The sequence below is a fragment of the Klebsiella sp. GG_Kp146 genome (assembly GCF_040061975.1).
GTDB lineage: Bacteria > Pseudomonadota > Gammaproteobacteria > Enterobacterales > Enterobacteriaceae > Klebsiella > Klebsiella quasipneumoniae.
The window spans coordinates 127738-148996 of the sequence record NZ_JBEAHA010000003.1; the positions used below are offsets into that span (position 1 = coordinate 127738).

General features: G+C 57.5%; 19 protein-coding genes, 2 pseudogenes and 1 riboswitch. Of the genes and pseudogenes, 8 read left to right on the top strand and 13 right to left on the bottom strand.

The window, feature by feature from the left end; genetic code table 11:
* Positions 1 to 139: 139 nt before the first annotated feature.
* A complete protein-coding gene (locus ABLU95_RS05120; RefSeq protein ID WP_181940618.1) occupies positions 140 to 496 on the top strand; it encodes an ASCH domain-containing protein in 357 nt (118 codons plus the stop codon).
* Between the two features lie 609 nt (positions 497 to 1105).
* Here ABLU95_RS05120 and ABLU95_RS05125 read toward each other — a convergent pair.
* Positions 1106 to 1906, bottom strand: coding sequence for a helix-turn-helix transcriptional regulator (locus ABLU95_RS05125; protein ID WP_218810965.1), 801 nt, complete (start codon positions 1904 to 1906; stop codon positions 1106 to 1108).
* Positions 1907 to 1998: 92 nt separating this feature from the next.
* Between ABLU95_RS05125 and ABLU95_RS05130 the strand changes: the two genes are divergently transcribed.
* Positions 1999 to 2724 (top strand): type 1 glutamine amidotransferase, encoded by a 726-nt coding sequence (locus tag ABLU95_RS05130; protein WP_348878952.1) that lies wholly within the window; start codon positions 1999 to 2001, stop codon positions 2722 to 2724.
* Positions 2725 to 2856: 132 nt separating this feature from the next.
* On the opposite strand, the pseudogene ABLU95_RS05135 reads toward ABLU95_RS05130, so the two are convergent.
* From ABLU95_RS05135 to ABLU95_RS05150, 4 genes and pseudogenes are all read right to left on the bottom strand, one after another.
* Positions 2857 to 3127, bottom strand: a pseudogene (locus ABLU95_RS05135) (LysE family translocator); the annotation flags it as partial.
* Positions 3124 to 3744, bottom strand: a complete 621-nt coding sequence (locus ABLU95_RS05140; RefSeq protein WP_086075865.1) for a histidine phosphatase family protein — start codon at positions 3742 to 3744, stop codon at positions 3124 to 3126. The pseudogene ABLU95_RS05135 and the gene ABLU95_RS05140, both read right to left, overlap by 4 nt.
* A gap of 143 nt (positions 3745 to 3887) precedes the next feature.
* Entirely contained in the window at positions 3888 to 4112 is a 225-nt protein-coding gene (locus ABLU95_RS05145) for a hypothetical protein (RefSeq protein ID WP_086075864.1), read from the bottom strand.
* Between the two features lie 204 nt (positions 4113 to 4316).
* A complete protein-coding gene (locus ABLU95_RS05150; RefSeq protein WP_086075863.1) occupies positions 4317 to 5084 on the bottom strand; it encodes a helix-turn-helix transcriptional regulator in 768 nt (255 codons plus the stop codon).
* A 109-nt stretch (positions 5085 to 5193) separates the two neighbouring features.
* On the opposite strand from ABLU95_RS05150, the gene ABLU95_RS05155 reads away from it, so the two are divergent.
* A complete protein-coding gene (locus ABLU95_RS05155; RefSeq protein WP_032452938.1) occupies positions 5194 to 5985 on the top strand; it encodes a sulfite exporter TauE/SafE family protein in 792 nt (263 codons plus the stop codon).
* Positions 5986 to 6072: 87 nt separating this feature from the next.
* Here ABLU95_RS05155 and puuE read toward each other — a convergent pair whose 3' ends face one another.
* The 3 genes and pseudogenes from puuE to ABLU95_RS05170 all read right to left on the bottom strand — a co-directional run bounded on the left by puuE (position 6073) and on the right by ABLU95_RS05170 (position 8477).
* Positions 6073 to 6972 (bottom strand): allantoinase PuuE, encoded by a 900-nt coding sequence (puuE, locus tag ABLU95_RS05160; protein ID WP_223171644.1) that lies wholly within the window; start codon positions 6970 to 6972, stop codon positions 6073 to 6075.
* Positions 6896 to 7761: pseudogene (gene hpxA / locus ABLU95_RS05165) on the bottom strand (allantoin racemase). Before hpxA ends, puuE begins: the two are co-directional and overlap by 77 nt.
* Positions 7761 to 8477, bottom strand: a complete 717-nt coding sequence (locus ABLU95_RS05170; RefSeq protein WP_002905523.1) for a GntR family transcriptional regulator — start codon at positions 8475 to 8477, stop codon at positions 7761 to 7763. Before ABLU95_RS05170 ends, hpxA begins: the two are co-directional and overlap by 1 nt.
* Before the next feature lie 145 nt (positions 8478 to 8622).
* Between ABLU95_RS05170 and ABLU95_RS05175 the strand changes: the two genes are divergently transcribed.
* The gene (locus tag ABLU95_RS05175) at positions 8623 to 10119 is read left to right on the top strand and encodes an NCS1 family nucleobase:cation symporter-1 (protein WP_087848804.1); all 1497 of its coding nucleotides are present in this window, start codon (positions 8623 to 8625) and stop codon (positions 10117 to 10119) included.
* A 101-nt stretch (positions 10120 to 10220) separates the two neighbouring features.
* Positions 10221 to 11531: a guanine deaminase gene (gene guaD / locus ABLU95_RS05180; protein WP_087848803.1), complete on the top strand. Its 1311-nt coding sequence runs from the start codon at positions 10221 to 10223 to the stop codon at positions 11529 to 11531.
* A gap of 54 nt (positions 11532 to 11585) precedes the next feature.
* Here the strand turns inward: guaD and ABLU95_RS05185 are convergent, their stop codons facing one another.
* Positions 11586 to 12527, bottom strand: a complete 942-nt coding sequence (locus ABLU95_RS05185) for a hypothetical protein (RefSeq protein ID WP_023289776.1) — start codon at positions 12525 to 12527, stop codon at positions 11586 to 11588.
* A gap of 89 nt (positions 12528 to 12616) precedes the next feature.
* The gene (locus ABLU95_RS05190; RefSeq protein WP_032452941.1) at positions 12617 to 13873 is read right to left on the bottom strand and encodes a sensor domain-containing diguanylate cyclase; all 1257 of its coding nucleotides are present in this window, start codon (positions 13871 to 13873) and stop codon (positions 12617 to 12619) included.
* 396 nt (positions 13874 to 14269) lie between these two features.
* On the opposite strand from ABLU95_RS05190, the gene ABLU95_RS05195 reads away from it, so the two are divergent.
* The 3 genes from ABLU95_RS05195 to ABLU95_RS05205 all read left to right on the top strand — a co-directional run bounded on the left by ABLU95_RS05195 (position 14270) and on the right by ABLU95_RS05205 (position 17609).
* On the top strand, positions 14270 to 15310 hold the full coding sequence (locus tag ABLU95_RS05195) for a LacI family DNA-binding transcriptional regulator (protein WP_262962649.1): 1041 nt from the start codon (positions 14270 to 14272) through the stop codon (positions 15308 to 15310).
* Between the two features lie 190 nt (positions 15311 to 15500).
* Positions 15501 to 16424, top strand: a complete 924-nt coding sequence (locus tag ABLU95_RS05200) for a TIM barrel protein (protein ID WP_348878955.1) — start codon at positions 15501 to 15503, stop codon at positions 16422 to 16424.
* Between the two features lie 12 nt (positions 16425 to 16436).
* The gene (locus ABLU95_RS05205; RefSeq protein ID WP_348878957.1) at positions 16437 to 17609 is read left to right on the top strand and encodes a Gfo/Idh/MocA family oxidoreductase; all 1173 of its coding nucleotides are present in this window, start codon (positions 16437 to 16439) and stop codon (positions 17607 to 17609) included.
* Positions 17610 to 17645: 36 nt separating this feature from the next.
* Here ABLU95_RS05205 and ABLU95_RS05210 read toward each other — a convergent pair whose 3' ends face one another.
* The 3 genes from ABLU95_RS05210 to ABLU95_RS05220 form a co-directional block, all read right to left on the bottom strand.
* On the bottom strand, positions 17646 to 18758 hold the full coding sequence (locus ABLU95_RS05210; RefSeq protein ID WP_101996539.1) for a DUF4056 domain-containing protein: 1113 nt from the start codon (positions 18756 to 18758) through the stop codon (positions 17646 to 17648).
* A 65-nt stretch (positions 18759 to 18823) separates the two neighbouring features.
* Positions 18824 to 19768, bottom strand: coding sequence for a hypothetical protein (locus tag ABLU95_RS05215; RefSeq protein WP_065883655.1), 945 nt, complete (start codon positions 19766 to 19768; stop codon positions 18824 to 18826).
* Positions 19769 to 19786: 18 nt separating this feature from the next.
* Complete coding sequence (locus tag ABLU95_RS05220; RefSeq protein WP_117137062.1) at positions 19787 to 20908, bottom strand: BamA/TamA family outer membrane protein; 1122 nt, start codon at positions 20906 to 20908, stop codon at positions 19787 to 19789.
* Between the two features lie 220 nt (positions 20909 to 21128).
* A riboswitch (TPP riboswitch) is annotated at positions 21129 to 21230 on the top strand.
* The last annotated feature ends 29 nt before the right edge of the window (positions 21231 to 21259 follow it).

Below are 21259 nucleotides of genomic sequence, written 5' to 3' on the forward strand. Positions count from 1 at the left end.
CGAAGGGTATCGCTGATAATGTTGGGACCGCTCAGGTTAAAAAAGGTATAACTTTCTTTTCATTGACGATAACGAAGGAATTTTCATGGTTGAGGTTGAGGAAATAAAAAGGAAATATCCAGGCGCAGGAGCCTGGCAAATGGGTGACAGTCCGGAACTGGCAAGCGAGCTTGCGGAGCTGATTAAAAAAGGGATCAAAACGGCTTCTTGCGGATCTTTTGTCTCTTATCAGCAGGAAGAGTCTGCTCCGAGGATTGGGGATTATAACATTATTCTTGATGGCCAGAATGTTCCAGTTTGCGTGATCAGACTGGTTTCGATGCAGCTGGTGCGTTTTTGTGATGTGACTGAAACGTTCGCCCGCAAAGAGGGTGAAGGCGATTTAAGCCTTGAATACTGGCAGCAAGAGCATCAGCGTTTTTTCATTCGTGAAGGTCATTTTTCTGAGGATATGGAGTTGATCGCAGAAGAGTTTGAAGTGGTTGAGGTGCTGTGAGACAAGGTTAACGGGCTGACGTTTTATCAACAATATTCGATGCTGGCGCGAAGCGGAAAAGCTATCGAGCAAAAGGTCTGCAGTGAGCGAAATGCGAAGTTGGCAATCGCTCTCATTGCTGTGACAGTCGCATCCGTGGCAGGAAAGTAGGCATTGTCACTCAATCTATCCTGGGTACAGGTTCACCAATATAAGTGTGCGTGCAGCAACGGCAAGTCACCTTAACGTCATTTCTCGTAATTGAAGGGTTTACCTGTTGCAGAATTCAACATACAGACCCGGGTAAAAACTGCTTTCGCCTATGCAGACGAAGTCAATACGCATAGCGCGATCTCGTGCATCCTTTCTTTTGTGGGTCAGTAGCCCTTTTCGGACCTGAATTCAATAACGTGTGGCTGTATAAAAAACGGCCATGCTTAAAGGCTGTCTCATTCTGCTCATATAATGGCAGCCTAGTTGAACCGCCCTCCCACAACCATCACTAAATACTGGGATAAATATCATTCTCTTCCCCAGGGATTTTACGGTGATTCTGTTCCTCGCAGATGGCTCCCCGTGCAACATATCCGAACGGCTGCGATGAGCAAAAAACGGATATGGTTTCCCGGTTTAAGGCACAAAATCGCGCGGCGTTGATTCAAGAATGGAACGAAAAGCAGCGGTAAATGCCGCCGGGCATGAGAAACCAAGCTGGTAAGCGACCTGTTTGATTGGAACGCCGTTCGCGAGAAGATCCAACGAAGCGTAAATTCTGGCTCTCTGCTTCCATGTTCGAAAACTAAAGCCTGTATCCTTCATAAACAATCGGGAAAAGGTCCGTTCCGACATGGCCGACATAAAAGCCAGCTCGCTCAGCGATGCTTCCCAGCGCTGATTGACCAGTAGCGATCTGGCCGCGCTAAATAATCGCTCATCATTCGGCATGGGTAGCGCCATCGTTAAAGGTGGCGCCTCGCTGAGAATTTCCAGAAGCAACAACGCTATATTCCGTTGAATCGGTCTGGCGTAGTCCTCACTGAACAGGCCTGCGATAAGTTCTTTGACTAACGGCGTAGCCGTGATCACATGCACCTGTTGACTCTTCGTAAAGCTCATACATTCTGCGATAAGGCTACTGCTGAAATAGATCGCCCTGAGATCGGTTTGTGAAAGCAGATGGTAACTATGGATATGCAGAGGCGGTAGCCATAATGCCCGCTGAGGAGGGATCACCCAACGGTCACTCTCTGTTTGCACCAGCATAACCCCTCTGGTGGCGAAGAGTAGCTGCCCCTCAACATGATGATGGGGAGGATCTACCTCACCACGTTGATAGCTTATCGCAGTACTGGACCAGCCTGTGGCTTCATCATGTCTTGGCGCTTTATCTATACTACCTGGCATTTCAGATTTAGCCCCTGCATTTATCATATCGAAACTGGAACCACCCGGAATAGCGCCTTAGGCAATGGGTGCGTGACTTATCATTCTGATCGTCAAAGATATTACAGGAGCTTAACCTCATGCGTGTACACTTTATCGTACATGAAAGTTTTGAAGCCCCGGGCGTATATGAAACCTGGGCAATAAACCAGGGTCATGATGTAACTTACTCACGCGTCTATGCAGGCGATCGGCTACCTGCTGACGCCGAAGGCATCGATTTTCTTATCGTGATGGGCGGTCCGCAAGATCCGGACACCACGCTTGAAACGTGCCCGCACTTTAATGCTAAAGCGGAACAGGCGCTGATTGCTTGCGCGGTTAAAACCGGTAAGGCGGTGATCGGTATCTGCCTGGGTTCACAGCTGATTGGTGAAGCGCTGGGCGCGCCGTTCTCTCATAGCCCGGAAAAAGAGATTGGTAAATTCCCGATCACATTGACCGAAGACGGCAGGAAGGATGAGATGTTCTCTCACTTTGGGAAAACACTGGCAGTGGGTCACTGGCATAACGACATGCCAGGTTTGACGCCGGAGGCTAAAATTATTGCTTACAGCGAAGGCTGTCCGCGGCAGATCGTTGCCTATTCAGACCGCGTCTTTGGTTTCCAGTGCCACATGGAGCTCACATTGGACGTTGTAGAACTGCTCATCGCCCATTCTGAGAAAGACCTGAGCCGTGCAGAAGACTACCGTTTCGTTGACACGCCTGAAGCGCTCCGGGCCCACGATTACAGGGAAATGAATCAAGCGCTTTTTGGCTTTCTGGATAAGCTGGAAGCACGTTACAACGCCGCTGAAGCATAATGTCATGCCCGGTGAGCTTGCCATCGGGTTGAGATTGACATGTCCGCTCCTTGCACAGAGCGGACGAACCAACTGAGGTTACGTTTCAGTCTGAACGAGAAGCGGACAGCGGGTTTACCGGTTGTGTATACCTTAACGGGCGGATGTCGATACTATGCCGGCCCCGCTAAACATCATGCGGATGACAACGCCTGTACACCGCTCCTGCCATTGGATAACGCCCGGGTGTTCAGGACCGTTTCCAAACGTCCCTGATGCCATCGCGACTAACCATTCCAGCCCGCTTTTGAATACTCCCCAGAACAGGCAATTGCAACCAGACAGGACCCGCGACGGGAACGACAAACTGAGGAAGAACAGCAAACATGAATAGCAGGAATTTGGGGTAAGTCAGACTGTTCAATCCAGGTGACGTAAATGTGTCGCGATCCCCCATCTAAGGGCGGAACACCTTCCATTAACCAGCTCGAAAACGGAGTAACTCGCGTTGGGTTGCGCATACCTGTGAAAATCATCCACAGATCCGCTTGTTAGCATCGCAAGCACGCCCTGAATGACCTGCCCGTGAGACACAAGACATATTGTTCGATGATGATGTTTTTTTTCCAGATTGGATAAAAAATGCATAATTCGCTGCGAAGCATGTGAGAGAGACTCCCCCCCTGGCGGACAATACTCTGCATCAAGGTTGAATAACGCTTCTGCGGCGTCTGGATTATTCTGCAGGAGCTCTACGCTTGTCATGCCCTCAAACTGACCAAAAGCCTGTTCTTTCAGAGCTGGTTCAGCTATCAGTGAACAATAAAAACTCTCCGCCAGGCGCTGTCCCATTTGCCAGGCCCGGCCAAGCGGAGAAGCGTAAACACATTCTGCCCGGTAATCACTCGCTGCAAACGCCGCCAGTAAGGCTGATGTTTGACGCTCCCCCCGAAGCGTCAATGCGCTATCATTGTGTCCCTGAATACTCCCTTTTACATTCCATTCTGTTTCTGCGTGTCGAACCAGTATCACTTGCATCATTGAAAGGTCACGTATGCTGTTGATTGAAATGTTACAAACTAAAAACACCCCGTTTATATGCAGGCAAGTTCTTAGCTCTCGATGAAAAACAGGAACACGTGTCGCTGACAAGGGTTATGTTCAGTCGCCCCTGCCGGCGGCCTCTATCTCAGTAAAACCTGAATCAGCTGTACGAAGATATACACACCCGCTACCACTTGTATGATCCGAAAACCCCATCTGAAATAACGCCATTGATAACGTTCTCTGGCATCAGCCGCTTCAATGGCAGGATCAAAACGTTTTCTTTTCCTGGTTCTGAATGTATCGAATCCCCACAGGATGAGAAGAAAGATGATGATGACTTTTTCAACGATAAGATGGTTCACAAAGAGAGACTCCGGTCTTCTCACGGTTACAGGCAGAATAGAGAAACCGGCTGGAGGCAGCCACCACTAAATGTAGGGGTACCTGAAGACGCAAGCCAGGCATTCCAGGATTGTCTATCTTATGACTGCGTTAACGCATAGCAACGCCATATAAAGTGACATTCATTTCCGCCCCATGCTGCCGGAGTCCCCTTCCCCGAAGCATCAGGCTGGGTGATAAACCGATGGCGGCTGCCCGGTCACGCGGCGGAACATGGTGGCGAAAGAGGACGCATTGTCGTATCCAAGAGATAATGCCACTTCGTTCACCGGTTTCCCTGCTATCAACCATGCCATGGCGCTCACCACACAGGCTCGCTGTCGCCAGGCGGAAAATGACAGGCCCAGCTGCTTCAGGAAATGGCGACGAAAGGTACTAGGACTCATAAACAGCGCTCTGGCCCAGCGCGCCGCAGGATCATGGATAGAGGGGTTAAGCAAGAAAGCCTGACAAAGCGCCAGCAGCGCCGGATGCTGCGGCAACGGAATGTCAAATTCGCGGACCGGCATGGCGGCCAGTTCCAGCAACATCAACTGTATCAGCATGCGATCGCGTGGGCTGTCGTACAACGGTGGTAAATCCACAGCCTCAAGCAGTAGCTGGCGCAACAGCGGCGAGACGCTGATCACTTCGCAACGACGGTGTTTAATGAAAGCGGTCACATAATCTGGCTCAATATATAAGCTACGCGTGGTCACCCCCACAAATCTGACGGCGTGCACAGTTTCAGGAGGGATCCAGACAGCATGTTGCGGAGGAACCACCCATTCTCCGTCCTGAGTGGTGACATACATCAGTCCGGTCGCGCCATACAGTAGCTGTGCGCGACGATGCTGGTGCGGTGGCAGGATAAACCCTTGCGCATAGTCATTACCTAACGCCACCACTTCGCGATCGAGCCGATCGACTTCGTCAATTTTTACGTTGCGCACACCTGCCTCCCTTTGACCGATTTACAAAGGTAATTGAGCGCTACGCAAATGGGAAGCCGTACGCGACCGGTATAAGCTGCTCGCTCATTTTCAGGTCGGGGATACTCTCTTGAATGAGATCGTTATTATTGCGCTGGCTGGCTTTACGACCGGCATTACCACAGTCCTGTTCGGCTTCGGGGGCGGCTTTGTGGTGGTGCCATTTGTCTATCAACTGATGCTTCGGCAGCCGGAACTCACGGGAAACGCCATGCATGTCGCGGTGGCTACCTCAACGGCGGTGATGATATTTAACGCCGGCTGGGTCAGCTATCGAAACTGGCGGGCTGGCAAGCTTGCCGCGCAGACGTTGTTCCCGTTGTTATGGTTTATTGCTATTGGGGCGGTGGTCGGCTCATGTCTGGCAGGGATATTGAGCGAGAAGATCGTTCGCGCGCTGTTTATTCTCTATATGCTGGCAACCATCAGCGATTGTTTGTTGCGCAAAGGTTTTTTCACGGGCAGCGCTCGGCGTCGCCTGTCCCTGCCAGTGGTCACTGGCGGCGGTATGGTTATCGGCATGATTGCCGCATTGCTGGGCGTGGGTGGCAGCGTCATGACGGTGCCCCTGCTACGGCGACACGGGTATGCGATGCAGGAGTGCGTTAGCGCATCCAACCCGCTTTCTTTGCCCGTGGCGCTATGCGGGGCTGTGACCTATGCCGTCATTGGCTGGCACAGCATTCCGCTGAACGGATTTCTTGGGTTTATCAGCCTGAAAATTTTGGTCCTGCTCGTCCTGACCGGCTGGGCCGGGATAATGTTTAGCCGCCGGGCTATCCCTGCAGTACCAGATGTATGGTATGCACGCATCTATGTGCTGCTGTTGTGCCTGGTACTCCTCGCCATGCTTATTCAATAATCAAAATACATCCTGGTGAACCGGTTCAACAGACGCGTTCGGGCGATGCCCTCTCCCTGGGGAGAGGGCCTGGTGAGTGGCAGCAAGCTACCCGCGATACGGATGGACCTCGCGCCAGTGGTCGGCGATCTGCTGCCGGGTGCAGACCCATACCTTGTCGTGCTGCTGGATATAGTCAAGGAAACGCTGCAGCGCGCGGAAACGGCCCGGACGCCCCAGCAGCCGGCAGTGCATCCCCACGGACATCATCTTCGGCGCGGTTTCCCCCTCGGCGTACAGCACGTCAAAGCTGTCTTTCAGGTAGGTATAAAACTGCTCCGCGGTGTTGAACCCCTGGGCGGTGGCAAAGCGCATGTCGTTGGCGTCGAGGGTGTAAGGCACGATCAGGTGCGGTCGGCGGCTGCCGTCGCTGCAGGCCACTTCGCTCCAGAAAGGTAAATCATCGCCGTAATAATCGCTGTCATAGTCAAAGCCGCCGTGCTCCACCACCAGCTGGCGGGTGTTGGGGCTGTCGCGGCCGGTATACCAGCCGGTGGGCGGCTTGCCGAACAGATCGGTCAGCACCTGCACCGCTTTGTGCAGATGCTCGCGCTCCTCGGCGATATCCATGTGCTGATAGTGGATCCAGCGCCAGCCGTGGCTGACCACATCGTAATCCGCGGCCTTGATTGCCGCCACAATCTCCGGATGCCGCGCCAGCGCCATCGCCACGCCGAAGACCGTCAGCGGCAGCCCGCGCTGGCTAAACTCGCGATGGATGCGCCAGAACCCGGCCCGACTGCCGTATTCATAGAGCGAGTCCATCGACATATGGCGCGCCGGGTAGCTGGCGGCGCCGATAATATCGGACAGGAACTGTTCCGAACCCGCATCGCCATGCAGGACGTGGTTCTCAGCGCCTTCCTCATAGTTAAGGACGAACTGCACCGCGATCCGCGCCCCGCCCGGCCAGCGCGCGTGCGGCGGCTGCCCTGCATAACCTCGCAGATCGCGAGGATAGTGTTCCTGGTTCTCAACCATCACCTGCCCCTTTTAAAATGGATTTAACGACTGAAACTGTCCGCTTAACGCTTTTTTCTCCGGGAACGCTAAGTCCCCGTGCTTGCTGGTCGCCAGGCCCAGCGCGACCAGCGACTCGACCATCTTCACCGCCGCGCTGACGCCGTCGATCACCGGCACCCGCAGCTCGCGGGTCAGCTCCTGCGCCAGCGTCGCCATCCCGCCGCAGCCAAGGACAATCGCCCCGCTGCCATCCTCGTTCAGCGCGCGGATGCAGCGCTCACGCACTTTCTCCTGCGCCAGGCCGCTGCCGTCTTCCAGCGCCAGCACCGGTAAATCAATGGCGTGCAGCGCCGCGCAGTGTTGATGAAATCCGTACTGGTGCAGCAAATGGCGGGCGATGATCAGCGTGCGCGGCAGCGTGGTCACAATGGAGAACCGGGTGGCGACCATCGTCGCCATGTGCATCGCCGCTTCCGCAATGCCGATCACCGGCCCCTGAGCCAGCTCGCGCGCCGCCAGCAGCCCCGGGTCGCCGAAGCAGGCGATCACATGCCCATCCACTCCCTGCTCGCGTCCGGCCCTGATCTGCTCCAGCACGCCGACCGCCGCGATGGCTTCGTCAAAGTGGCCCTCTATTGACGGCACGCCGGCGCGGGGACAGACCGCAAGGATCTCGGTGCCCGGCGCGGCGACCGCACGCGCGGCGGCGCCTATCGTTTCGGTCATCGCCAGGCTGGTGTTGGGGTTGATCACTTGTATACAAACGGAAGACATCACGACTCCTTGTGGCCGGCGAACAGCCGGGAAAAATCGGGCAGACTGACGCCATCGCGCTCGAAGCACAGGCTGGCGACAATATGATCAAAATGGTGCATCAGCGCCTCGCTAAGCGGCTGCAGGGCTTTATCCCGCAGCAAACCGACCAGCTGCTGGTGATCGTCACAGCGGCAGCCCTGGCGCCAGGGTGCGCCCCAGGCGGCAATCACTAACGAGGAGCGCTGGCTGAGGCGGGTCACCATCTCGGTGAGTACCGGGTTGCCGGAGATAGCCTGCAGCTGAATATGAAAGTCAGCGGAGTGGCGGATCGCCGCCGGGCCGTCGTGCGCCTCATGGGCCTGCTGTTCACGCTGGATAATGTTCTCCAGCGCCGCCAGATGCGGCGGCTGACAGCGCGCGATCACATCGGGCAGATTAGCGACCTCAAGCAGCGCCCGGGTACGAAAGATCGCCTGGGACTCTTCCACGCTCGGGCTAGTGACGTGTGCACCACGTTTGGGCGTTAACGTGACCAGTTGCACAGCGGCGAGTCGTTGCAGCACCTTTCTGATGCCGGTGCGGCTCACGGCGAATACTTCCGCCAGCGCCTCTTCCGGCAGTTTGCTGCCCGGCGGCAGCTGATGTTCGACGATAGCCGTCATCAGCGCCTGGTAAATGCTTTCGTCCTTATCCTGCAGCGCTGGCGCGGCCTGGAGACGATGTTCATTATTCATTAACCCACTCCGGTTTCACTTATCGATAGCAGATCGTATACATAAAATTTATTTTTTGTATACAATATTCATCATTCTGGCCTGGATCCTGCAATAGCCTCAGCAATCCATATCAAAAGGGTTTTCATTCAGAGGAGCAGGTTTCATGCCACATTCATCCCACACGCAGCAGACGAAGACTCACGAGGCGGCCGCCGGCTACAGTCCGCGGCTATGTAATGACGATCTGGCGCCCACCCGCGACCAGAACTGGAGCTGGTACAATATCTTTTCATTCTGGATGTCGGACGTGCACAGCATGGGCGGCTACGTGGTGGCGGCAAGCTTCTTTACGCTTGGGCTGGCCAGCTGGCAGGTTCTGCTCTGCCTGCTGGTGGGCATCTGTATTGTGCAGCTGTGCGCTAACCTGGTGGCGAAGCCCAGCCAGATGGCCGGGGTGCCTTACGCGGTGATCTGTCGCCAGGCGTTCGGTGTCTTCGGCGCCAATATCCCGGCGGTGATCCGCGGGCTGATCGCCTTCGCCTGGTACGGTATTCAGACCTATCTGGCGGCAAACGCCCTGATGCTGGTCCTGCTCAAGTTCTGGCCCTCCCTTGCCTCGCTGACCGGCAGCAGTTTCCTCGGGCTGTCGACGCTCGGCTGGCTGTGCTTCGCCACCATGTGGCTGCTGCAGGCGATGGTTTTCTGGCACGGCATGAACGCCATCAAGCGTTTTATCGACATCGCCGGTCCGGCGGTCTATGTGGTGATGCTGGCCCTGGCGGGCTGGATTGTATACAAGACCGGTCTCGACGGGATCTCCTTTACCCTCGCCAGCAAATCCCTGAGCGCCGGAGAGCAGACCTGGCAGATGATCACCGCCACGGCCCTGGTCGTCTCCTACTTCTCCGGGCCGCTGCTTAACTTCGGCGACTTTTCCCGCTACGGCAAAAGCATGGGCGAGATCCGCCGCGGCAACCGCTGGGGTCTGCCGTTTAACTTCCTGCTGTTCTCGGTGGTCACCGTGGTGATTGTCTCCGGCACCCAGTCGCTGTTCGGCAAAATGATCACCGACCCGATTGAAACCGTCAGCCGTGTGGGCAACGATCTGGCGGTGGCCATCGGCCTGCTGACCATGATCACCGCCACCATCGGCATCAATATCGTGGCTAACTTTGTCTCGCCGGCCTTCGATTTTTCCAACTGCGCGCCGCAGAAAATCAGCTTCCGCGCCGGCGGGATGATCGCCGCGGTGGGGTCGATACTTCTGACGCCGTGGAACCTGTTTAACTCACCGGAACTGATCCACTATACCCTCGACGTGCTGGGCGCCTTTATTGGCCCGCTGTTTGGCATCCTGATCGCCGACTTCTATTTGATCAAACGCGGCCGGGTGTCGGTAGACGACCTGTTTGACGATACGCCGAAGGGTAAATACTGGTACCGCAACGGCTTTAACCCGAAAGCCATTGCCGCCCTGCTGCCGTCGGTGGGCCTGGGGCTGATTATCAGCTTTATTCCGGCCCTGCACGAAGTGGCGAACTTCAGCTGGTTTATCGGCGTCTTCCTCGGCGCGACCACCTACCGCTGGCTGGCTCGCGACGAGCGTGAAGTAGAGGCGAAAGCCACCTTCCGCTCCGGCGCGGTGGCGCAAAAAGAGTAACCTTCCCCTTCTGCCGCGGCGACTGGCCGCGGCAGGCTGCAAACTGGCACCAATCTTGCTGTTTATCACTATTCCCTGAGCGTTAAGAGAAGGCAGGTTCGATGATGGATTACCAGACCGCGGTGCGCGGTGCATTTTTTGATATCGCCGGCGTGGCGGAGACGCCGGATGAGGTAGCCGCCCAGGCCCGCTATCTCAATGATGGCCTGTTGTTCTTGCAGGACGGGAAAATTGTTACGCTGCTGCCATGGCAGGAGGGTGAAGCCTTTCTGCATCCGCTGAAGGGCTATGTTGACCTGCGGGGTAAGCTGCTGTTGCCGGGGTTCGTCGATGCCCATGTCCACTATCCGCAGACTGAGATGATCGGCGCCTTTGGCGAACAGCTGCTGGAGTGGCTTACCACTTACACCTTCCCGGTGGAGAGCCAGTTTGCCGACGCGGAGTATGCCCAGGAGATAGCGCATTTTTTTGTCAATCAGCTGATTAGCCATGGCACCACCACCGCGCTGGTGTTTTGTACCCTGCATCCGGCCTCGGTGGAGGCGTTGTTCAGCGAAGCGCTGCGCCTCAATATGCGCCTGATCGCCGGTAAAGTGATGATGGATCGCCATGTGCCCGACTATCTGTGCGAAACCGCCGGGGAAAGCTACGAGCAGACCCGGGCGCTGATCCGCCGCTGGCATCAGCGCGGCAGGCTGGGGTATGCCATTACCCCGCGCTTTGCCCCCACCTCGACGCCGGCATTGCTGGAGGCGGTGCAGCGTCTGCGGGCCGAGTTTCCCGATACCTGGCTGCAGACGCATCTCAGTGAAAACCGGGAGGAGATCGCCTGGGTTAAACAGCTGTGGCCGGAGCATGCACGCTATCTGGATGTCTATCATCATTACCAGCTCACCGGCGAACGCAGCGTATTTGCTCACGGGATCCATCTTGATGATGCCGAGTGGCAGTGCCTGCATGACACCGGGTCCGCCGTTGCCTTCTGTCCGACCTCGAATCTGTTCCTCGGCAGCGGGCTGTTCCGCCTGCCCGCCTGCTGGCAGCACCGGGTGCGGATGGGCATCGGCAGCGACGTCGGGGCCGGGACCACCTTCAGCATGCTGCGAACGCTGGGTGAGGCCTACAAGGTAGGACAACTACAGAGCTATCGCCTGCGCGCCAGCGAGGCTTTCTATCACGCCACTCTCGGCGGGGCGCGCGCCCTGCGGCTGGAAGAGAAGATTGGCAATTTTCAGCCGGGCAAAGAGGCCGACTTTGTGGTCATTGACCCGGCGGTCACTCCGCTGCAGCGTCTGCGGATGGGCCGCTGCCATGATATTTATGAGCAGCTGTTCGTACTGATGACCCTGGGCGATGAGCGCAATATCAGCGAGACGTGGGTGAACGGCGAGCGGGTGTGGTGTCAGGATTGATCCTCGCCCTGGCCCTCTTCAAAAGGGAGAAGGCGCTGGCTGGGTTAGCGGCATTCAAAAACTCATCGCCAGGCCGAGGCCATAGCCCGTGGTGTTATTGCCGAACATATAGCGCGCCACCAGCCGGGTGCGGGTGATAAAGACCGGGTATTTACTGCTGTCCAGTTCGAGACCAACCCCCAGGGAGGTCAAACCGGTAAAACCCAGCGCCCCTCGCTGGTCGCCGATAAATTCAGTATGCGCGCCCTCCAGCACGTAGCGCAACGGGTTGCCCAGCAGCGTCCAGTCAGCGATCGGCGCGCGGCGGCGCAGATACAGGCCGAGGTTCTCCGCGCTGGCTTCGCCCTGCACCACCTCGGCGCTGCTGCCGAAACTTTGCAGACGCATATAGGAGTAACGCAGTTCGGCATCAATATCCTGGGTGGCGGAGAAGCGTTCATAATCCAGCATCAGCGCCCCGCCCAGCCCCCAGGCGTTGAAGCGTCCGCCATCAAGAAACTGCAGATCGGCGTTGGTTTTTCGCTCTATGACCCAGCGGCCAAGGCGTACATCGCTGGCCAGGGTGCCGAGCATCACATTGACGATCGGCCGCAGCACCAGGTTACCTCCGAGACTGTCCCGGTGCAGCGAAAAATCCCAGCCGACGCCGCCGGTGGTGGTCAGACTGTTCCATTTGGTCGGCACATTCCGCGTCTGTTGGCCATTGCTGACGACGAATCGCGGGTCGTAACGGCTGTAGCCCATTGTGCCTTCGAGGTAAAGAGGAAACGACTCGCTCAGGGTGGCCCCGCCGCCAAACTGGGTGATGGTCAGGTTGTGTTTATCGTTGCTCCCGGAACCGATGTTGAGATCGCTGGCGGTCACGTCGGGAACCACGGTATAACTCATCAAGGTCAATACCGCATCGGCACGTTGTTTAATCGCGTGCCCGTCCGCCGCCAGCGTCGTCGGCGCAGAAAGAGAGACTACCGACAGCAGAACGAGAAGACGCACCATACGTTGTTTGCCACCTCAAACACAGGCTAATCTTATTACCACCCGTTACAGCAGGCTGGCTCATCCTCAGTATAGTCGGCGAGCGCGAATCAGGCTGCGCCACCGCTATTGCGCAACAGTTCCGCACTGTCAAAAGGCATGCGCGTTACCCGGTTGCGCCCGTCATTTTTCGCCGCGTACAGCGCTTTATCGACGCGGTAAAACAGCTGATCAATCGCTTCGCCATCATGATGCTCGGCGACGCCAATGCTGACGGTGACCGACAGCGTCTGATATTCGCTGACCGCCTGGCGGATCGCCTCCGCCACCATCAGCGCGCGGGCGATCGGCGAATGGGGCAAAAAGAGCAGAAACTCCTCGCCTCCCCAGCGATATATCTTATCTTCACGGTCCACCGAGGTTTCCAGAATGCGGGAGATCACCAGCAGAACTTCATCGCCTTTTTGATGACCGTGAATATCATTAATACTCTTGAAATGATCGATATCGATTAACAACAGACAAAAACCATGGGCGATAAACGACGGCGCGTCGACGAGCCGGTAAAATTCGCGACGATTTAACAGTCCGGTTAAGGGATCGTGGGCGGCGGAAAATTCCAGCTCTTTTTTCAGATGCACTTCTTCAGTGATATCGTGAATGATGCATAACATCAGCCGGATATTATACAGCACCACCGGCCCGGCATAGGTTTGAACATGGCGCAGCGAACCGTCAGCCAGAATATGAGTAAAATTAAGCGGCTTATGCCCGCCGGGCATATTGGCAATATTATTCATAATGGGGATCACATCCCGGCCCAGGGTATTAATTTGCCAGGTATGTTTGGTGCGCATTTCCTCATCGGAATAATGATAAAAGCGCAGCGCGGCAATATTGGCATCGACAATCCGGCCCTCTTTCTGAGGATCGATCAACAGCATCGGTGCGGTATTGGTCATAAAAAAGCGGGCAAAAAAGCCATTGTTCCGCCGCTGGTAGCGGCGGGAGCCGGTATGAATCGACTGATTTTGCGCGAGCAGCTTCACCGCTTCGAATAACAGTAAGGTGCCGCTGTCCTCGGTCTCCACCAGGGTGGTTTTACAATATACCGACTGCAACCCTTTGGCGGTCTGCAGCGTCCAGACTTCAAATATCTCAGTCATGGCGTCGAGATAGCGCAAATAATGCTGCAGCTGCGTTTCCGGGCAGGTGGAATAGATACCGTTGCGCATCTCATTCAGCGACATATCGCCGCTCAGCGTCCGGGAAGCCTGATTGGCATAGACCACACACTCTGTAAAAGGATGGACTACCCAGATCGGGGTGCTTAATACATCAAAAACAGCCAGTTCTTTTAATAACATACAGGCCCCAAACCGACCCACTCCCGGCGCGGAACGGCACATCATTCAGTGCAGCCCTGACGCTGGCATAAAGTGATAGCAAAAATAATCGAGTAACCGTCATTACGCGCGTGCGCGGCAAGTATAGTCGGTTCCTGGCCCAGCGACGCCCACCCGGAGCGACTTTGCGCACGGTTTAACCGACAGAGGAGACACTGCCTTTATTATTAATTTTATTTCAATAGCATAGCAGCAATGCCAGAACGGGTAGTCGCTTTTGATCACAGACTGTGTATACCCGTCACACTTTACGCTGCAGGGGCGCAGGCTTGAGCCGTGGCACGCAGATGGCCGTTGTTCTGCTCAGCGTTACCATGATAGTTTCTATCATAACGCTCATTTTCAATGGTCATCACAGTGAAAAAATCCGCCAGCAAAATCACGCTTACCGACATTGCGCGCGAAGCCAACGTCGGCGTGGCCACCGTCGACCGGGTACTCAACAAACGCGCGGCGGTGAAAGAATCTACCGCGTACCGCGTGCTGGAGGCCGCCCGGCGGCTGGGGTTTACCCTCGAACAGCCGCACTATCGCCTGGCCGCCGGCAAAGCGCCGGTTACCGTCAGGATGGGCTTTATTCTGCTGCAGGAGACCCACTCCTTCTACCTGCCGCTGGCGAGGGCGCTCGCAAGAGAGGCCGCGCCGTGGCTGCCGGCGGGCGAGACGCCGGCGATCCTGCATTTTGCCATTGATGCGGTGGAAGCGATGGCCCAGGCCATTCACCGGCTCAGCGATGAGGTGGAGGTGCTCGGCCTGGTGGCGCTGGATCACCCGCTGATTCGCCATGCGGTGGGCCGGGCCGCCGCCCGCGGCGTTCGCGTATTCACCCTGCTTTCGGATCTGTCGGTTCCCCAGCGCAGCGGCTATATCGGCCTTGATAACCAAAAAGCCGGGCGCACCGCCGCCTGGTTTATCGACCGTTTATGCCGTGGCGAAGGCGAAATAGCCATTATCATTGGCGATAATCGTTTTACCTGTCAGGAAAACTGTGAGATCAGCTTCCGCTCCTGTCTGCGCGAGCAGGGTAAAGGGCAGCAGATCCTTGAGCCGGTTCGCAGCCATGAACGGGCGGATGTCGCCAGAAGCGTAACGGAACAGCTGCTCAGCCAGTACCCGGCCCTGCAGGCGATCTATGCTCCCTGCGGCGGCATTGAAGGGATTGTCGGGGCGCTGCGCGACAGCGGCCGCCAGCAGGCCGTCACCCTGGTCTGCCATGGCCCGCTAAGCGACAGTGAACTGGCGCTGATCGATGGCACCATCGATGTCATTCTCAACCACCGGCTGGATGACTTTGCCGCCGCCACCCTGCGCGCCATGACGGAAGCCGTTTCGCGGCCGCCCAGCGAAGTGATTTCGCACCCTCAGCCTTTCGATATCATCACCAAAGAAAATATGTAAACGCCCGCCCCGTCGCCGACGGGGCGGCCTCACGCCTGGACCACGCCTGGACTCATTTTGATAAATAACTATCAAAAACAACCTCAATACAAATCATGACGGCCATCATAAAATTATCATTCCAACATTGTTGGCTATGAAATTTTCATTCAATACTCAGCGGCATCCCCTGTGATAAAAGGAAGCCGACATGACCTATCCTATCGCCAACGCCCCCTGCAGCTGGGGCGTGGATGACCCGAAAAACCCTGACCTTCCCGCCTGGGCTACCGTGCTGAAGGAGGCGGCGCAGGCCGGCTATCGCAGCATCGAGCTCGGCCCGTGGGGCTACCTGCCCACCGACCCGACCAGCCTGCGCGCGGCGCTGGAACAGCATCAGCTGTCGCTGGTCGCCGGGACGATCTTTGACGATCTGGTGAGCGAAGACCATTATCCCACTCTGGAGGCGCTGACCCATCAAATCTGCCGCAATCTGTCGCAGGCTCCGACCGCCGCCCCCATCCCGGGGCACCCTTTCCAGCCGCCCTATCTGGTGATTATCGACTTCGGCAACCCCGAGCGGGCGCGCTTTGCCGGACGCAGCGCGCTGGCTCCGCGCCTCAATGACGCAGACTGGCAGCGGATGATGGCGCACATTACCGCCCTCAGCACCCTCGCCTGGCGGGAGTACGGCGTGCGGGCGGTTATCCATCCCCACGCCGGGGGCTGCATCGAATTTGCCGATGAAATCGAGCGGCTGGCCAACGCTATCCCGCACGACGTGGCAGGGTTGTGTCTGGATACCGGGCATCTCTACTACGCCGGAATGGATCCGCTCACCTGGCTGGATCGCTATTACGCGCGGCTCGACTACCTGCACTTCAAAGATGTGGATCCGCAGGTTTACCAGCGCGCCGTCGCCGAAGGCATCGACTTTTTCACCGCCTGCGCCGAAGGGGTGATGTGCCCGCTCGGCAGCGGCGCCATTGACTACCCGGCCATTAACGATTTTCTTGCCCGCCGCGGCTATCAGGGCTGGATAACCATTGAACAAGAGCGTGATCCGCGCCATGCCGCAGGCAGCCTGCAGGCGGTCACGGAGAGCCTGCGCTATCTGCGCGGCGTCGGATTCTGACAGGAGAACCCTATGATTAACGGTTTAAGACCGCTCGACCGCACCCTGCGCTGGGGCATGGTCGGCGGCGGCGGCAGCAGCCAAATCGGCTATATTCACCGCTCTGCCGCCCTGCGCGATAACACCTTTGCGCTGCTGGCCGGCGCCTTTGATATTGATGCCGATCGCGGGCGCCAGTTCGGTCAACAGCTGGGGGTCGATCCCGCACGCTGTTACGCCGATTACCAGAGTCTGTTACGCGGCGAGGCTGCCCGCCCGGACGGTATTCAGGCCGTGTCGATTGCCACGCCGAATAACACCCACTATGCCATCTGTCGGGCGGCGCTGGAGGCCGGGCTGCACGTGGTGTGTGAAAAGCCGCTGTGCTTCAGCAGCGAAGAGGCGGACGAACTGGTGGCCCTCAGCCAGCGGCAGCGTAAGATCATCGGCGTGACCTACGGCTATGCCGGCCATCAGATGATCCTGCAGGCCCGGCAGATGATCGCCGACGGACTGCTGGGCGACATTCGTATCGTCAATATGCAGTTTGCTCATGGCTTCCACGCCCTGCCGGTGGAGCAGGAAAACGCCAGTACCCGCTGGCGGGTCGATCCCCGCTTCGTCGGCCCCAGCTATGTGCTGGGGGATCTTGCCACTCACCCGCTGTTTCTGGTCGAAACCATGGCCCCGCAGTTGAAGATCGCCCGGCTGATGTGCGCCAGACAAAGCTTCGTCAAAAGCCGCGCCCCGCTGGAAGATAACGCGCATGTGCTGATGGAGTATGACAACGGCGCCGTCGGCTCGCTGTGGAGCTCCGCCGTTAACTGCGGCTCCATGCACGGGCAAAAGGTGCGCATCGTGGGGGAAAAAGCCAGTCTTGAATGGTGGGATGAACAGCCCAACCAGCTGCGCTACGAGGTGCAGGGCGAACCGGCGCGCGTTCTGGAGCGCGGCATGGGCTATCTTGATCCGCTGGCGCGCCAGGACGATCGCATCGGCGGTGGCCACCCGGAGGGGCTGTTCGACGCCTGGTCGAATCTCTATCGCCGCTTCGCCATCGCCATGGACGCCGCTGACCGGCGTGACGAGGCGCTGTTGGCGGACTTCTGGTATCCGGACGCCCGCGCCGGGGCGTTCGGCGTCCGCTGGGTGGAAAACTGCGTACGCTCTGCCGACAACGGCGCCTGTTGGGTCAACTTCCGCTAATTCGCCGGCTCAGGGCCTCGCCCTGAGCCTTTCTCGCTACTTCTCAATGCGCGCCAGCTGGGTTTTATCGGCCTCGCGGGCGCGATCGGCCAGCCCCTGAAACGCGGCAGCGCCATAGTATTGCTCAGGAACCGGCAGCGCCTGCATATCGTGCCCCGGATAGATCTGCAGCTCGCCGAGGTCGCGCAAGCGGAATCCCCCCACCTGCGCCGGCATGGTCAGGCGATATGGCGGCATGGTTTCGAAAGGGACCGGCGTCGGCAGCCGGTTTTCCTGTAGATCGTAATTACGCTTCAGCACCAGAAACTTATCCGGCACCCGGCGGCGACTGTTCCACCAGTCGCCATCGATCCGCTGGAACATCGCTTCCGTCTCCCCTCGCGTGGCCACCATCAGCCGGGTCAGCGCCTTTTTCAGCGCCGCCTCCATGGCCCGGTTATACGCTTCCACCGACCCGCCGTGGCCGCTAAGGATGACATTAATCGCCAGCCTGGCACCCAGTAAGTTGGAGTAGAGATCCTCCGGCGAAAACGCGGAGATCTCCTCTGAAAACCCGGGCACTGACTGGAAGCCATACCACTGGGCGATCTCATGCCACTGGGCGATTTCGAAGGCCAGATGCCCGGCGAGCCAGGCCGCCAGTTGATAGCGCTGCCTGACCCCCGCCGGCGGCGTAAAGGCATTGAGCTGAACGCGGCGCACCCCCAGCTCTTCGCTGTAGAATATGCGCCCCGCCTGGCCCAGCGTCGGCGAAATGCGATTGAACAGATAAAAGGTGTAATCCGCCGTGTCGCGCACATGGGCAATATCGATAAACCCGCCGCGACGGGTATAGATAAGCCCGTTCTGCTCCTCGCTCAGCCCCAGCAGATTTTTCACCGCGCCGAGCGCGCTGTCGTTGTAATGGTGCTTGCCCAGGGTATCCAGGGTCAGCACGTTACCAATCTGATACACCGGGATCGGAATGCCCACCGCCCGCACGTGCAGGTCGTAGCCAAAGGCGCAGCATGGCCGCAGCGATTCCGGCGGCGACAGCTCGCCCAGGGTGGGCGCAGGATGGATCGCCGTCACGGCGGGCAACACCGGGTCCTGCGCCAGCGCCGGCAGCGCCAGCGCCAGCGCGAATAACAGCCATAAGGCTTTACGCATCAACAGCCTCTCCACAGCAACAAAAGAGCGCGCATCTTACCGGCAGACGGCGCCTGCAGTTTTAGTTAAAAACGGTATTCACCGGAGACAAAGAAGCTGTTGCGGTCGTTAAAACCGAATTCAGTCAGCACGTTAAAGTTTTTGGTGACCTCATACTGGGCGCCAATCAGCATATTCCACGGCGAGGTCAGCTTCTGCTTAACGTCGAATTTGCCCTCGCCGTCTTTATTGACCGCGGCAATAAGGGGCTGCAGCTCTGGCGGCATGTGCAGGTCGGCGAGATCGCCCTTAAACTCCTGCTGCACGTCCTGATACATGCTCCCGACCCACAGGCTGAGATGGGACGGCCCGTCGATCCCCTGAAAACTGAACCGATAGCCGACGCGCGGCGAGACGGTGACCGCCGAAATGCTGCCGTCGAGGATATCGAAGTCAGTGCGGGTGTAGTTAGTATCCACTAACCCAAACCAGTTGCCGTAGCCGCCGGCGAGCGTAAAGCCGGCCCCCCAGGTGGTGCCTTTAAAATCAAGCTTAAAATCAATATCCTGCAACTTCCCGCTCTGATAAAGCTGGTGAACCGCGCCGGCGATGGCCCGATCCAGGCCGCGAAACTGCGATGGGTCTGAATCCACTGAAACCTGGGAGACGGACGACCCGCGGGTATGCCCCACCAGTCCGTATACGTTAAGGAACGGAAAGACCCACATATCCAGGCGCAGGTTTTCGGTTTTGCTCTTCTCGCGGGTGTGTCCGGCATCGATGGCGAACATATCGCTGGGAATGGGATGATTGCCGAGCTTAAGCCCGGAAAAGGTAATACTGTCGACCATGATATCCTGGCGGATATTCATATAGCTCAGGTTGACGCCGTAGGGTAACGGAATGGAATATCCTCTGGCGCGAGCCTCATCGCCCCAGATCGGAAAATAGCTGTCGTTCTCGTCCGGCTCCGCAGCCGACGTGCCCCAGGCCGCTAACAGCAGCGTTAACACCGCGCCGGATGTTCTCATTTTTGTTCTCATGTGTAGTTATAAACCCGAACCGACATTGAAATAGACCGCCTGCTCATGCTCGCTGAACGCCACGTCAATCCCGGTACGCAAACCGTACTGTCGCGCGATCAGGTAACGAAAACCGGCCCCCCATGCCACCTCTGACTGTTCCCATAGCGTTTCCGCCGCGTCCGCCGCGCTCCCGGCGCCAACGAATCCCTGCAGGATCCAGCGCGGAGTGACGGCCCAGGCCAGCTGGGTTTGCGCCGTGGCCACATAGTCGCCCTGATAGCGGTAGCGCGAAATCCCGCGCAGCGCGATGTAAGGACGCGCCATCGGCATCAGGTGCTTATCATGGTGGGTTAAGGACTGATAATTGCCCGCGACCGCCAGGGTCAGCGTCTGGCTGAGCGGAATAAACACCTTCCCGTCCAGCGTAAACGTGTTGTAGTGATAATCGCCCCCGAGCAGCGAACGGAAAAACCGATATTCTCCCTTCAGCGCTAACCCATTCTGAGGATAGAAAATATTATCGGTAGTGTCATATTCCGCCACCACCCCCAGCGCCGAAGAGGTGCTGTTTTGCCCGAGCACCTGCTGCCAGACCCGGTTGACCCGCGGATTATCGAAAGCGACATCCGCCCGGGCATACACCTGGGAGGCCCCGAGGAACACCGGCGTATCGCCCACGCGAAACAGCAACTTTTGCAGCGCGGCGACCCCTTTGGTCTGCGTCTGCACCGGTTTAGCATGGCTGAAGCCGCCGGTATCGCCGGAATAGATATCCAGATTGACGTTAGCGTAGCCGGCTCCCGCCAGGTAACGAATGCGATCATGCCGCCAGGTGTGACGATGGCCGCCGCCAATAAACCAGGTGCCATTCTGCGTGGCGGCCCCGCCGAAAGCGGTGAGCGGCGGAGGAATAAACTGCCCGCCCTCCCGGCTGCCTTTACCGTGTAAAAACAGGCCAAACAGTCCGCCGCCATAGCCAATCGCCGGCTCGGTTATCGCCAGCGGCACCGGCAGAAAACCGTAACGGTTTTCCGCCAGATACTGACTCATGTCGAGCATGCTATCTTCCGCATCGAAGAGATCGGCGGCATCGCCAGGCGGGCACAACAGGAACAGAAGCGCCAGCGCGGACAGCGGGAATTTCATGCTCACTCCAGGGCGTTGGGGCGCGCACGACACACGTGGCGAACAGGATTATTACAACGGAATAATGAAAATATAACGTAACCGGAGAACCCTCACCAACGCGCAGCGGCCTGTTTTTCGGGTATTTTTGTACAAAAAAGAGCTGGCCGTCACAGAAAAACACCTTCGCGCCGCCGGACGGCGCGATGATTGTATTCATAAGGTGAATGTCGTATAACATAGCGCTACCGAGGGGTGTCCCGTGAGGGCTGAGATGGCGCAAGCCGAACCCTTTGAACCTGATCTGGGTCATGCCAGCGAAGGGACGGGTCGGCAATTTTGCCAGCATTACCGCCATTGCCTGTTCACACC